The organism is Bradyrhizobium sp. WSM1417 (assembly GCF_000515415.1).
Lineage (GTDB): Bacteria > Pseudomonadota > Alphaproteobacteria > Rhizobiales > Xanthobacteraceae > Bradyrhizobium.
This window is the reverse complement of the sequence record NZ_KI911783.1, coordinates 7,169,003-7,181,352: the sequence shown is the minus strand read 5'-3', so window position 1 is coordinate 7,181,352 and position 12,350 is coordinate 7,169,003. Positions and strand designations below refer to the sequence as shown.

Annotated in this window: 11 protein-coding genes; 8 read left to right on the top strand and 3 right to left on the bottom strand. The window is 64.0% G+C overall.

What is annotated here, in order from left to right:
- Window positions 1-173 precede the first annotated feature (173 nt).
- Genes BRA1417_RS0135095 through BRA1417_RS0135085 form a run of 3 tightly spaced genes read left to right on the top strand, consistent with a single transcriptional unit; the run spans window position 174 to window position 2,141 of the window.
- Window positions 174-713 (top strand): thiamine pyrophosphate-binding protein, encoded by a 540-nt coding sequence (locus BRA1417_RS0135095; RefSeq protein ID WP_027519814.1) that lies wholly within the window; start codon window positions 174-176, stop codon window positions 711-713.
- Entirely contained in the window at window positions 713-1,303 is a 591-nt protein-coding gene (locus BRA1417_RS0135090) for a thiamine pyrophosphate-dependent enzyme (RefSeq protein WP_027519813.1), read from the top strand. Before BRA1417_RS0135095 ends, BRA1417_RS0135090 begins: the two co-directional genes overlap by 1 nt.
- A gap of 58 nt (window positions 1,304-1,361) precedes the next feature.
- Window positions 1,362-2,141: an SDR family NAD(P)-dependent oxidoreductase gene (locus BRA1417_RS0135085; RefSeq protein ID WP_027519812.1), complete on the top strand. Its 780-nt coding sequence runs from the start codon at window positions 1,362-1,364 to the stop codon at window positions 2,139-2,141.
- A 134-nt stretch (window positions 2,142-2,275) separates the two neighbouring features.
- Here BRA1417_RS0135085 and BRA1417_RS0135080 read toward each other — a convergent pair whose 3' ends face one another.
- The 3 genes from BRA1417_RS0135080 to BRA1417_RS0135070 are packed head-to-tail and all read right to left on the bottom strand — an operon-like array spanning window position 2,276 to window position 6,043.
- Window positions 2,276-3,070 carry an IclR family transcriptional regulator gene (locus tag BRA1417_RS0135080; RefSeq protein WP_027519811.1) on the bottom strand — a complete coding sequence of 265 codons (795 nt, stop codon included), beginning with the start codon at window positions 3,068-3,070 and terminating at the stop codon, window positions 2,276-2,278.
- A gap of 17 nt (window positions 3,071-3,087) precedes the next feature.
- Window positions 3,088-4,821, bottom strand: a complete 1,734-nt coding sequence (locus tag BRA1417_RS0135075) for an FAD-dependent oxidoreductase (RefSeq protein WP_027519810.1) — start codon at window positions 4,819-4,821, stop codon at window positions 3,088-3,090.
- A gap of 7 nt (window positions 4,822-4,828) precedes the next feature.
- Window positions 4,829-6,043 carry an ABC transporter substrate-binding protein gene (locus BRA1417_RS0135070; protein ID WP_027519809.1) on the bottom strand — a complete coding sequence of 405 codons (1,215 nt, stop codon included), beginning with the start codon at window positions 6,041-6,043 and terminating at the stop codon, window positions 4,829-4,831.
- A gap of 368 nt (window positions 6,044-6,411) precedes the next feature.
- Here BRA1417_RS0135070 and BRA1417_RS0135060 point away from each other — a divergent pair, with 368 nt between their 5' ends.
- From BRA1417_RS0135060 to BRA1417_RS0135040, 5 genes are all read left to right on the top strand, one after another.
- A complete protein-coding gene (locus tag BRA1417_RS0135060; RefSeq protein ID WP_027519808.1) occupies window positions 6,412-7,713 on the top strand; it encodes an MFS transporter in 1,302 nt (433 codons plus the stop codon).
- A 264-nt stretch (window positions 7,714-7,977) separates the two neighbouring features.
- Window positions 7,978-9,327, top strand: coding sequence for a PotD/PotF family extracellular solute-binding protein (locus BRA1417_RS0135055; RefSeq protein ID WP_027519807.1), 1,350 nt, complete (start codon window positions 7,978-7,980; stop codon window positions 9,325-9,327).
- Between the two features lie 55 nt (window positions 9,328-9,382).
- Window positions 9,383-10,312, top strand: coding sequence for an ABC transporter permease (locus tag BRA1417_RS0135050; protein ID WP_027519806.1), 930 nt, complete (start codon window positions 9,383-9,385; stop codon window positions 10,310-10,312).
- Complete coding sequence (locus BRA1417_RS0135045; protein WP_027519805.1) at window positions 10,309-11,229, top strand: ABC transporter permease; 921 nt, start codon at window positions 10,309-10,311, stop codon at window positions 11,227-11,229. The genes BRA1417_RS0135050 and BRA1417_RS0135045 overlap by 4 nt, the downstream gene beginning before the upstream one ends.
- A gap of 8 nt (window positions 11,230-11,237) precedes the next feature.
- The gene (locus tag BRA1417_RS0135040; RefSeq protein WP_027519804.1) at window positions 11,238-12,344 is read left to right on the top strand and encodes an ABC transporter ATP-binding protein; all 1,107 of its coding nucleotides are present in this window, start codon (window positions 11,238-11,240) and stop codon (window positions 12,342-12,344) included.
- Window positions 12,345-12,350 lie beyond the last annotated feature (6 nt).

The following is a 12,350-nucleotide window of genomic DNA, read 5'->3' as shown; positions in this document are numbered from 1 at the left end:
CGGTGATGCCCTCTCCCGCAAGGGGAGAGGGCGCAGCCATGCGCATCGTGCGCTGTCCCACCGGCAGCGGAAGAGGCAGCTATACAATCCCTCGATACCTGATCGCGCCAGACGGTCAGAGCTTTCGCGCCTGAATATCGCTAGAGTACCGCTCGAATTCACGGAGACATGCGGTGCACAGCCTTCAATCCAGTCCCGACACGCGCGCAGATGATTGGCCGTCAGAGCTCTACCGCATCCTGAAAGCCGCCGACGTGCGGCAGATGTCCTACGTCCCCGACGCCGGCCACAGCCAGCTGATCCGCCTGTTCTCGGCAGATCGCGACGTCACCACCAACGTGCTGACGACGGAAGAGGAGGGCATTGCCATCGCCGCCGGCGCCTGGCTCGGCGGTCAGCGCAGCGTGCTCTTGATGCAGTCGAGCGGGGTCGGCAATTGCATCAACATGCTGTCGCTGTCGGCAATCGGACGATTTCCACTGCTGATGCTGGTGACGATGCGCGGCGAATGGGCCGAGTTCAATCCCTGGCAGGTGCCGATGAGCCGGGCGACGCAGCCTTCGCTGGAGGCGATCGGCCTGAAGGTGATGCGGGCGGAGACGGCGGAGGATCTGGCTGAGACCGTGGAATCGGCCGCAGCGCTCGCCTACGAATCCGATCAACAGATCGCGGTGCTGATCGGGCAGCGTCTGATCGGCAAGAAGAAGTGGTGATGTCCATGCAAGCCCAACTCGACCGCCGCGCCGCCGTCGCCGCGCTCCTGAAGAATCGCAACGGCACTCTGGTCGTCTCCGGCCTCGGCTCGCCGACCTACGACCTTCATTCGGTCGGCGACCACGACGGCAATTTCTATCTCTGGGGCGCCATGGGCGGCGCCGCGCTGATCGGGCTTGGCCTCGCGCAGGCCCAGCCGGGAAAGCGCGTCCTCGCTTTGACCGGGGATGGCGAGCAGTTGATGGGCCTCGGCGGCATCGCCACCATCGGCGTCGCGCGCCCGCGCAATCTCGACATCGTCGTGATCGACAATCAGCATTTTGGCGAGACCGGCATGCAGGCCAGCCACACCGGGCGCGGCGTCGATCTCACCGCGATTGCTGTGGCCTGCGGTTTTGCCGCTGCCGGAACCGTGCGGACGATCCAGGAGGTGCAGCGCCTCGCAACCCAAATGGCTGAGCCGGCCGAAGGCCCGCGGCTTTTTGTCATCAAGGTTCTGGCCGAAAATCCGCCGCGCTCGCTACCCTCGCGCGATGCTGTCTTTATCAAGAACCGGTTCCGTGCTCATCTGGGCTTCGCGGCGGCCTGAGCCGGGTTTCTCACCCGGCGACAGTCTGCTGTCGAAGCAGCTACTCTGGAGTGAGACCATGAAACTAACCGGCAAGGTCGCCGCCATCACCGGCGCGGCGCGCGGCATCGGCAAGGCTTGCGCGAAACGATTCCTGGACGACGGCGTCAAAGTCGTCATCTCGGACGTCGATGCCGAGGGCCTGGCCGCGACGGCCGTCGAACTCGCCCGACCGGATGCCTTGCGCACTGTCATCGGCAATGTCGCGAAGCGCGCCGATGTCGACCAGCTGGTCGCAACCGCCGTGAAGGAGTTCGGCCGGCTCGACATCATGGTCAACAACGCCGGCGTCGCTCGCAACCGGGACCTCCTGGAGATTTCTGAAGAAGAATTCGACGAGATCATCGGCATCAATCTGAAGGGTGCGTTCTTCGGCGTGCAGGCGGCGGCGAAGCAGATGATCGCGCAAGGCGGCGGCGGGGTCATCATCAACATGTCGTCGGTGAACGCGCTGCTGGCGATCCCAGCGCTTGCGACCTACGCCATGTCCAAGGGCGGCATGAAGCAGCTCACATCGGTGGCCGCCGTCGCGCTCGCCCCGCACAACATTCGCGTGGTGGCCGTCGGACCGGGCACGATCCTGACCGACATGGTGGCATCGTCCATCTACACCTCGGAGGATGCCCGCAAGACCGTGATGTCACGCACGCCGGCCGGCCGTGGCGGCGAGCCGAGCGAGGTGGCCTCGGTCGTGGCGTTTCTTGCGAGCGACGATGCCTCCTACATCACGGGGCAGACCATCTATCCGGATGGTGGGCGGTTGATCCTGAATTACACGGTGCCGGTGAAGGAGAAATAGGGCGGACCCATTCTCTGTCATCGCCAGGCTTGACCGGGCGATCCAGTACGCCGAGACGCCCGCGGTGATTCGATGGGCCGCGGCGTACTGGATGCCCCGCCTTCGCGGGGCATGACAGCGATGGTTGTATGCGGCTATTCCGCCGCGGCGGTCATCCCGTGACCCAGCCGTTTCGAAATGCCGCCGGCGCAGTCGCGTAGCGCGTGGGCGATGGCGCCGTCCCAGCGGGCGTCGAAAGTGCCTTCCGGCCCCATCGCGGTGATCACCAGCGCGACATGGCCGGAATGGTCGAACACCGGCGCAGAGAATGCGTTGACGCCAGGCAGGGGGTCGCCGAGCGCGCGGGCGAGGCCGTGCTTGCGGACCTCTGTGAGCATCTCAGTGAGCTTCGCGCCTTTCACAGCGCGCTTCGGATTATAGCCGACGCCGTGACGATCGAGGCCGCTTTCGAGTGCGGCGTTGATCGTCTTCTCCGGCAGGAAGGCCGCAAAGGCGCGGCCCGTGGCCGTCTCCAGCAGCGCCATGACCGAGCCGGCGCGCATCACGATGTGAATCGGCTGGCCGGGTTCTTCCAGCTGCACCACGGTCGGGCCGTGCGTGCCCCAGACCGCGAGCGAGACCGCATGCCCGATCTGACTTGCGAGCGCCGCGATCTTGGGTCCTGCGATGCGTACGCCAGACAGGCGGCGCAGGCTGATCAGGCCGAGCTCCAGCGCCAGCGCGCCGATCTCGTAGCGGCCGGTGGTCTCGTCCTGCTCGATCAGGCCGATGCGGGAGAAGCTGGCGAGGTAGGGATGCGCCTTGGCCGGCGTCATGCCGGCCTCGCGCGCGAGATCGCGCAGCATCATCGGCTCGCCGCATCTGGCAAGCGCGCGGAGCAATTCTCCGCCGACCTCGATCGACTGGATGCCGCGGCTCTCTCTTTTCATGCGCCTCCTGGCGTGGCTTACGCCGCGTTGCGCTTGGCGGCGCTGTCGGCGAGATGACGGCCGGCAATGTAGCCGAAGGTCAGCGCCGGCCCAAGCGTGATGCCGGCACCGGGATAATTGCCGCCCATGATGCTGGCCATGTCGTTGCCGGCGGCATAGAGTCCGGGAATCACCCGTCCTTCCGCATCGAGTGCCCGCGCGTTCTCGTCGGTGACGATGCCGGCATAGGTGCCGAGATCGCCGACCACCATCTTGATGGCGTAGAACGGGCCGTTCTCGATCGGCGCGACGCAAGGGTTCGGGCCGTGCAGCGCATCGCCCTGATAGCGGTTATAGGCCTTTGACCCCTTGCCGAAGGCCGCATCATGCCCCTGTGGTGCGGTCGCATTGAACTGGTTGACGGTCTCGACGAACGCCATGCGGTCGATGCCCGCCTTTGCCGCGAGCGCCTCCAGCGTCTCGCCGCGCATGAGATAGCCGGTCTTGAGATGATGACCCAGCGGCATCGGGAATGGCGGCACGCAGCCCAGGCCGTATTTGCGCAGGGTCGGGTGATCGCAGATGAGGTACGCCGCGATCTCCTCGCCGGGCTTCGCCGCCTTGACCATGGCCTGGACGAAGTCGTGATAGGAATTGCCTTCGTTGGCAAAGCGCTTGCCGTCACGCATCACCGCGATCACGCCGGGTTTGGCGCGGTCGATGAAATGCGGCATCACACCGTTTGAGCCGTCCTTGCGCTTGGTGACCGAGACCGGGACCCAGGCTGCCGCGTTCGGCAGCCGGTCCTCGACATGGCCGCCGGCGCCTTCCGCAAGCCGCAGGCCGTCGCCGGTGTTGCCGGTCGGTCCCGGCGAAAAATGCTCGTTGCCGGTCGGCGCGTGTGGGAACATCTTCTTGCGCCGTTCGACATCATGCGGGAAACCGCCGCAGGCGAGCACGACGCCTCGTCTGGCACGAATGTGGACGTCGCGTCCCTCGCGGGCGACAATGGCGCCGGTGACAGTGCCGTTCTCGACCGTCAGCTCGCGCACCGGCGCGGACAGCCACATCGGAATCTTCAGATCCTGCGCGGATTTTGCCAGTCGCCCGGCGAGCGCATTGCCATTGGTCAGCGTCATGCCGCGGCCATAGCGCAGCACGTCCATCAGATGCCGCGACAGGCGCTTTGCGACATAGACCGCCGAGGTCAGCGACTTCGTCGCGCGCATGAAATGGACGATGTCCTTGCCGGATCCGAGCATCATGCCGAATACGGTCAACTCCGGCAGGGGCATACCGAAGGTCTTGATCTGATCGCCGAGCTCGCGGCCGTCGAACGGGCGCGCCACCATCGAACGACCACCCTGGGTGCCGCCGGGCGCCTCGGCGTGGTAGTCCGGGAACACCAGCGGCATGTCGAAACGGAGCGCCGTCTTGCTGGTGAAAAAATCGACCGCCTCGGGCCCGGCGCTCAGGAATGCATCGACGCGCGCGGCGTCAAAGTTGTTGCCGGCTTCGTGCCGCAGGTAGGTCCGCGCCTGCTCGGGCGTCTCCTCGATGCCGTAAGCCTTGGCCAGCGAGGTGCCGGGAATCCACAACCAGCCGCCGGAGCGCGCGGTGGTGCCGCCGAAGCGTGGCTCCTTTTCGACGATCAGGACGTCGAGACCGCGATAGCGCGCGGTGATCGCGGCCGACATGCCGGAGCAGCCCGATCCAGCCACGAGCACATCGCACTCGTAAGTCTCAATTGCGTTGCGCTCGTTGCCGGTCATGCAGGCCTCACTTCTTGAGCAGCGGACATTTGGATTCGGAGACCGGGCGGAAGGCGTCCTCGCCCTTCACCGTCTTGATGATCTCCAAATAATCCCAGGGTTCTTTGGACTGCTCGGGCGTTTTCACCTTGGCGAGATACATGTCGCGAATGACCCGGCCGTCCTCGCGCAACTTGCCGCCATGAACGAATGTATCCTCGATTGGCAGCTCGCGCATCTTGGCCATCGCCTTGGCGGGATCATCGGTGCCGGCGGCCTTGATGGCCTTGAGATAATGCAGCACCGAGCCGTAGACCCCGGTCTGGATCATGGTCGGCATCACCTTGGTGCGCTCGTAGAATTTCCGCGACCAGGCGCGGGTTGCCTCGTCCATGTTCCAATAGGACGCCGTGGTCATGTAGGTGCCCTGCGCGGATTTGAGGCCGATCGCGTGCACGTCGGTGTCGAACATCAGGAGGCCGACCAGCTTCTGGCCGCCTTGGACCAGGCCGAATTCGCCCGACTGTTTGATCGCATTGTCGGTGTCCTGGCCGGCATTGGCGAAGGCGACGACGTCCGATTTCGAGCTTTGCGCCTGGAGCGCAAAGGAGGAGAAATCGGCCGTGTTAGTGGGGTGCTTCACGCCACCCAAGACCTTGCCGCCCATGTCGTTGATGAAGCGCGTGGCGTCCTTCTCGAGCTGCTGGCCGAAGGCGTAATCGGCGGTGATGAAGTACCAGGATTTGCCGCCTTCCTTGATCACGGCGGATGCCGTCACCTTCGACAGCGCGTAGGTATCGTAGGTGAAGTGCACGGTGTTCGGGCTGCAAAGCTCGTCGGTCAGCGAACTCGCGCCGGGGCCGGAGAGCAGCGCGATCTTGTTGCGCTCGCGCACCATATTGTGGACGGCGATCGCGATGCCGGAGTTGGGGATGTCGACGACGGCATCGACCTTGCCGTTGTCGAACCAGCCGCGCACGATCTGCACGCCGACGTCGGTCTTCATCTGGTGGTCGGCGCTGATGATCTCGATCGGCTTGCCGAGCACGGTGGGCCCGAATTCCTCCACCGCCATTTTCGCGGCCTCGACGGAGCCCGGCCCGCTGTTGTCGCGGCCCCAGCTCGACAGATCCGTCAGCACGCCGATCCGCACGGCGTCGTCGGAGACTTGCGCGTTCGCAACGGTGGTCATGGCAACCGAAGTCATGGCCGCGAACATGGCGCAGGCCAAAAGCCCTCTCATCGTGGTTCCCTCTCGTTTATGGGCCGCTTGGCGCGGCTGGTTATTGTGAGAGCAAGTTAGATAATGGTGAACAAGTTTGTCAATGGCGAATAAAGGGGATGCAGGTTCCGTGAAGGCCGCGAAGAGGTTGCCGAGCGACGCACGCGACTGTTTCAACAACGTCATTGCGAGCGAAGCGAAGCAATCCAGGTTCTTTCCGCTGCGGGATGCTGGACTGCTTCGTCGCAAGGGCTCCTCGCAATGACGGTGCTGAAGCAGTAGCGCGCAATCGTCACCCACTGTGATCCTCTTCAACGACCATGCCCGGACAAGTTGCAACCGCCATCGCGATTGGCCATGATGGCGCCCAGGAATCTTGGGGCATGGCGATGACGGCAGCATCGGGGGTCTCCACGGCGAGCGAGAAATCGACGACGGCGCATGTGGTGTGGGCCAGCGCGCTCGGTACCGCGATCGAGTGGTATGACTTCCTGATCTACGGCACGGCGGCGGCGCTGGTGCTGAACAAGCTGTTCTTCCCGAGCTTCGATCCCTTCGTCGGTACGCTGGCGGCGTTCTCGACCTATGCCGTCGGCTTCGTCGCGCGGCCGATCGGCGGTGCGATCATCGGGCATTATGGTGACCGGCTCGGCCGCAAGAAGATGCTGGTCGCCACCATGATCGCGATGGGACTGGGCACGTTCCTGATCGGCTGCCTGCCGACCTACAGCCAGATCGGGGTCTGGGCGCCGATCTTCCTCGTCATTTTGCGCTTCGTCCAGGGCATCGGGCTCGGTGGCGAGTGGAGCGGCGCCGTGGTCATGGTGGCCGAGCACGCCGGCCACCGTCGCGGTTTCTACGGCAGCCTGGTGCAGATCGGCTTCCCCGTCGGCGTCGCCGCGTCCACCGGGATTTTCGGTTTGATGACGCAGCTGCCCGAGGCGGACTTCCTGAGCTGGGGCTGGCGCGTGCCGTTTCTGATCAGCATCCTGCTTGTCGGCGTCGGCTTCATCGTGCGGCTGAAGCTGGCGGAGACGCCGCACTTCAAGGAGGTGCTCGAGCGCAAGGAGGTCCTGGCGCAGCCGGCGCTGGAAGTCCTGCGCCGCGACTGGCGCAGCTTCCTGCTGGCGATCGGCATCACGGTGTCCGAAGTCGGGCTCGCTTATCTCCTCACTGTTTTCACCGTGGTCTATGCCACGACGCAGCTCGGCCTTCCGCGGCAGGTGATCCTCAATGCGGTGGTCTATGCCGCGCTCGTCGAGCTCGCGACGCTGCCCCTCGCAGGCTGGCTGTCCGACATCTTCGGCCGCAAAGCGCTGTATCTCGCCGGTGGCGTGTTCTCGGTGGCGCTGGCGTTTCCGTTGTTCTGGTTCCTCGACACCAGGGAGCCGGCGCTGATCACGCTCGCGCTCGTCGTGACGATGACACTGACGCATGCGCTGCTGTTCGGGCCGAAGGCGGCGTTCATGCCGGAGCTGTTCCGCACCCAGGTGCGCTACAGCGGCGCATCGCTGGGAGCCAACGTTGCCGCCGCAATCAGCGGCGGCTTCTCGCCCCTGATTGCGACGGCACTGCTGGCATGGGCCGGTTCTTATTGGGCCGTGTCGGTCTACATCATTGCACTCTCGATCATCACCATCATCGCGACACTGATGGCGCCGGAGACGGCGCGGGACCAGCTCAGGTCCTGAGGAGCGCCTTCATCGCGTCTGCCGCGCGAGCGGGCCCGCACGTTCGAAGCTATCGTTTTTGTATGCAGGTCCTGACGCCTTCTTATGCGCGTTGCCAAAAGCCGGTGCAGCGGGGCGAACCATTAGCCGCGTTTATGCAGCGAATTTTTACTTCCAATTTTACTTCACAACATCCCGCCCATAGCCTCCCTTGCAATTGATCACATCCGCAGCCGGTCAATGGCGACCGGTGCGCAGCGTTCATCGTAGCCAACGAGGGTTGCCATGCTTGACAGGGACAAGGGGACATCCACTGCCAATCCGGCGGGGACGAGCGACAAGCCTGCGAAAAAGCTGAGCCGGCGCACGCTGTTGAAGGGCGCTGCGGCGGTGGCCGGCGCGGCCGCAGGATCGGACGCGATCCGCGGATTCCCGACGATCTGGGCGCAGGAGATCAAGGACATCGAGCTGCGCCATGTCGGCGTGTCCTATTCGGTGGTGAAGGCGATCGGCGACCAAGCGGCCAAGGATCTCGGCTTCAAGGTGACGATGCAGAACCTCGACACCTCCGCCGCCATCAACCGCTTCATAAGCCAGCCTAATACGGTCGACATCGCCGATCTCGAGGGGTGGCAGGCCAAGCTCGCTGCCAAGCGCGGCGTGATCCAGGGCATCGAGGTCAAGAAGGTCAAGGAGTTCGACAACATCCTGCCGATCTTCACCAAGGGCGAGATCGACGGTCACAAGATCCCGCGCCAGGGCATCTCGCCCTACGAGGCCATGTATATCGCCAAGCCCGATTCGACCGATTTGAACGACGGCGTGACCGAATGGGCGACCTTCCTGCCGCAGGTCTACAACGCCGACTCCATTGGCTACCGCCCCGACCTCGTCGGCCATGAAGTCACCGAATGGAAGGATCTGATCGATCCCAAGTTCAAAGGCAAGGCCGCGATCCTCGACGTGCCCGCGATCGGCATCATGGATGCCGCGCTCTGCTTCGAAAGCGCCGGGCTGATCAAGTACGGCAACAAGGGCAACATGACCAAGGAGGAGATCGACTTCACCTGCAATAAGCTGATCGAGCTCAAGAAGCAGGGCCAGTTCCGCGCGACCTGGACCACCTTCGACCAGTCGGTGCAGCTGATGGCGGCGGGCGAAGTGGTCATCCAGTCGATGTGGTCGCCGGCGGTTGCCGCGGTGCGCGTGAAAGAAATCCCCTGCGTCTACGCGCCGGTCAACATCAAGAACGGCAAGGAAGGCTATCGCGGCTGGTGCAACGGCATGGGCCTGATGAAGCATCTCTCGGGCAAGAAGCTGGACGCGGCCTATGAATATCTCAACTGGTATCTGTCGGGCTGGCAGGGCGGCTTCGTCGCGCGCTACGGCTATTACAGCCCGGTGCCTTCGACTGCGAAGAAATTTCTCACGTCGGCCGAATGGGCATTCTGGTACGAGGGCCAGCCCGCGCCCGAGGTGGTCAACGACCCCTATGGCGTGCCGATGGAGAAGAGCGGCACCAAGCGTGACGGCGGCTCGTTCCTCGACCGCGTCAAGAACATCTCCTGCTGGAACACGCTGATGGACGAAGCCGCCTACATGAACAAGCGCTGGAACGACTTCAAGGTGGCCTGAAACCTGCTTCACCTGACGTGAATGAAGCGCCGGCGCGGTAATGCGCCGGTGCCAAATGACCAACTTCGAGGCGTTTGCCGACATGCAGCCAAGCCTTAGTCCAGCTCTTAATCCAGCCCAAACCTCACCACGCGCAAATCTCGCTGGCTGGCTCTACGTGTCGCCGCTCGTGCTGGTGCTCGTGCCGTTCTTCGTTGCGCCGATCCTGGTCGTGCTGGCCGCGAGCTTCTTCGCCACCGATGGCTTTGGCGGGCTGACGCCGGGCTTCACGCTAGCGAGCTATGTCGAGGTGCTGCATTCGGCGCTGACGCTCAAACTGTACCTGGCGACGATCAAGTTCACGGTGCTGACCTGGGTCTTCACGCTAATCATCGGCTTCTTCGTCGCATACTTCCTGGTTTTCCACGTCCGCAACCAGCTGCTGGCGATTGGTCTGTTCCTGCTCTGCACGGTGCCGTTCTGGACCTCGAACATCATCCGGATGATTTCCTGGATTCCGTTGCTCGGCAAGGAAGGCTTGATCAACCAGGCGCTGCTGGGGCTCGGTCTGATCCGCCAGCCGCTGGAAGTGCTGCTGTTCTCGGACCTCGCGGTGGTCATCGCCTATGTCCATCAGCTTACCATTTTCATGATCGTGCCGATCTTCAATTCCATGGCACGGATCGACAAGAAGCTGATCGAGGCCGCGATCGATGCAGGCGCCAGCCGTTTCGACATCATGCGCCTGATCGTGGTGCCGATGTCCAAGAGCGGCATCGCCCTCGGCACCATCTTCGTCGTCTCGATCGTGATGGGCGATTTCTTCGTGGTCAAGGTGATGTCCGGCGGCGGCTCGGCCTCGGTGGTCAGCGCTTTCTACGAAGACGTCGGCGTGCTGCAGTATCCAACGGCGGCGGCAAGCGCGGTGTTGCTGACGCTGGTGCTGGTCGCAATCGTCTCGCTGATCCTGCGCACCGTCGACATCAGGCAGGAGATCACGCGATGAGCGCGGTTCTCGCCGACATGCCCAAGACTGACTTGCCCAAGGCCGACATGTCAAAGACGGTCGCACCGGCGACGACCAAGGCGATTGCACCGAGCAAGGGCGGCCGGCCGTGGACGTTCTATGTTCTGGCGACACTGTTCGCGTTCTATGTGATCGCGCTGTACGGCCCGATGTTCTGTATCTACGTCCTGTCGTTCCAGGATATCCGTGGCGGCCTCGTGTTCCCGATGAAGGGCACTTCGCTGCACTGGTTCGTCGATCTCTTCACCCAGGTGCGAACCGGCGACGTCAAGGGCTCGTTCGATCGCTCGATCAAGCTCGCCGTCATTGTCACTGTCATCACGGTGGTGGTCTCGTTCCTGGCCGGGCTCGGCTTTCGCAAGCGCTTTCGCGGCGACACCGTCGTGTTTTACATGATGATCGGCAGCCTGGTCGCACCGGGTCTCGTGCTCGGCCTCGGCACCGGTCTGTTGTTCCAGGCCCTCGGGCTCAACGCAAGCTGGTACACCTCGGCGCTCGGCGCGCAATTGTCCTGGACGCTGCCGTTCGGCGTGCTCGTGATGTTCGCGGTGATGTCGCGCTTCAACCACGTCTGGGAGGAGGCGGCCTATGATCTCGGCGCCAGCCGCTGGCAATCGATCCGGCTGGTGATGATCCCGGTGCTGGCGCCCGGCCTGGTCGCGGTCGCGCTGTTCGGCTTCACGCTCTCCTACGACGAGTTTGCGCGCAGCCTGCAGACCGCGGGCTCACTGAACACGCTGCCGCTGGAGATCTGGAGCATGACCTTGAACGTCACGTCGCCCTCGCTTTACGCGCTCGGCACGGTGACGACGATCGTGTCCTTCATCGTCATCGGCGCGAGCCTGGGCAGCATCGTGCTGATCCAGAAGAAGCGCGGCAGCAGCACAAAGGCTTGAGCTGGGAAATGAAGAGCGATCGCGGCGATATCGAACTGGCGGGCATCTGCAAGAGCTTTGACGGCGTCACCAATGTGGTGGACGGCGTCAACCTCAAGATCGCCGACGGCGCCTATTGCTGCTTCATCGGCCCGTCCGGCTGCGGCAAGACCACGATTTTGCGCATGATCGCCGGCCACGAGGACCCGACCGCGGGCGAGATCGTCATCGGCGGCCAGAACGTCGTCGGGCTCGCGCCGGTGCAGCGGCGCACCGCGATGATGTTTCAGTCCTACGCGTTGTTCCCGCATCTGACCGTGCGCGAGAATATCGCCTTCGCGCTGCGCGTGCGCGGCATGTCGAAGGCCGATCGCCTGCGCGCAGCCGATGCCATGATCGAGAAGGTGCGGCTGACGCAGTTCGCCGATCGCCTGCCGGCGCAGCTCTCCGGTGGCCAGCAGCAGCGTGTGGCGCTGGCGCGCGCGGCGATCACCGAGCCGAGGGTGCTGCTGCTCGATGAGCCGCTGTCCGCCCTCGATGAGCAGCTCCGCGTGCAGATGCGCCAGGAGCTCAGGCGGATGCAGCAGGAGCTCGGCATCACCTTCATCCACGTCACCCACACCCAGCTCGAGGCGATCGCGCTCGCCGATCTGGTGGTGGTCATGGAGCAGGGCAGGATCAAGCAGGCGGGCGCGGCGCGCGACGTCTATGCCCATCCGCACGATCGTTACGTCGCCGAGTTCATGGGCGGGCAGAATGTGCTGTCGGGACGGGTCGAGAAGGTCAACGGTTCGACCTTTACGCTCGCGCAGGCCGCGCCTGATGGCATCGAGGTCCCGCTTCAGGCGCGGTCCGCGGTCAGCGTCGGTGACAAGATCGATATCGCCGTGCGTCGCGACGATGTCGCGCTGGTCCGGCCGGGCAGGGAGCTGCCGCCGGGTTGCTCCACCTCGTTGCCGAGTCGCGTGCTCGCGATCGAATACCAGGGCTATTTCGTCAAGGTCATGCTGGACACCGTGCCGGACGACGCGTTCGTCGCCTATGTGCCGGAAAAGACCTTCTTCGCGGATCCGTTCACCGTCGGCGACGTCGTGATGGCCACATGGGCCACCGGCAGCGCGCTTCCACTCGCCTAAAGACCC

Excerpts from the sequence above, each read along its gene's own strand:
- BRA1417_RS0135055 (WP_027519807.1), top strand. The coding sequence starts at position 7,978 with ATGCTTGACAGGGACAAGGGGACATCCACTGCCAATCCGGCGGGGACG.
- BRA1417_RS0135060 (WP_027519808.1), top strand. The coding sequence starts at position 6,412 with ATGACGGCAGCATCGGGGGTCTCCACGGCGAGCGAGAAATCGACGACG.
- BRA1417_RS0135080 (WP_027519811.1), bottom strand. The coding sequence starts at position 3,070 with ATGAAAAGAGAGAGCCGCGGCATCCAGTCGATCGAGGTCGGCGGAGAA.
- BRA1417_RS0135045 (WP_027519805.1), top strand. The coding sequence starts at position 10,309 with ATGAGCGCGGTTCTCGCCGACATGCCCAAGACTGACTTGCCCAAGGCC.
- BRA1417_RS0135040 (WP_027519804.1), top strand. The coding sequence starts at position 11,238 with ATGAAGAGCGATCGCGGCGATATCGAACTGGCGGGCATCTGCAAGAGC.
- BRA1417_RS0135085 (WP_027519812.1), top strand. The coding sequence starts at position 1,362 with ATGAAACTAACCGGCAAGGTCGCCGCCATCACCGGCGCGGCGCGCGGC.
- BRA1417_RS0135090 (WP_027519813.1), top strand. The coding sequence starts at position 713 with ATGTCCATGCAAGCCCAACTCGACCGCCGCGCCGCCGTCGCCGCGCTC.
- BRA1417_RS0135075 (WP_027519810.1), bottom strand. The coding sequence starts at position 4,821 with ATGACCGGCAACGAGCGCAACGCAATTGAGACTTACGAGTGCGATGTG.
- BRA1417_RS0135070 (WP_027519809.1), bottom strand. The coding sequence starts at position 6,043 with ATGAGAGGGCTTTTGGCCTGCGCCATGTTCGCGGCCATGACTTCGGTT.
- BRA1417_RS0135050 (WP_027519806.1), top strand. The coding sequence starts at position 9,383 with ATGACCAACTTCGAGGCGTTTGCCGACATGCAGCCAAGCCTTAGTCCA.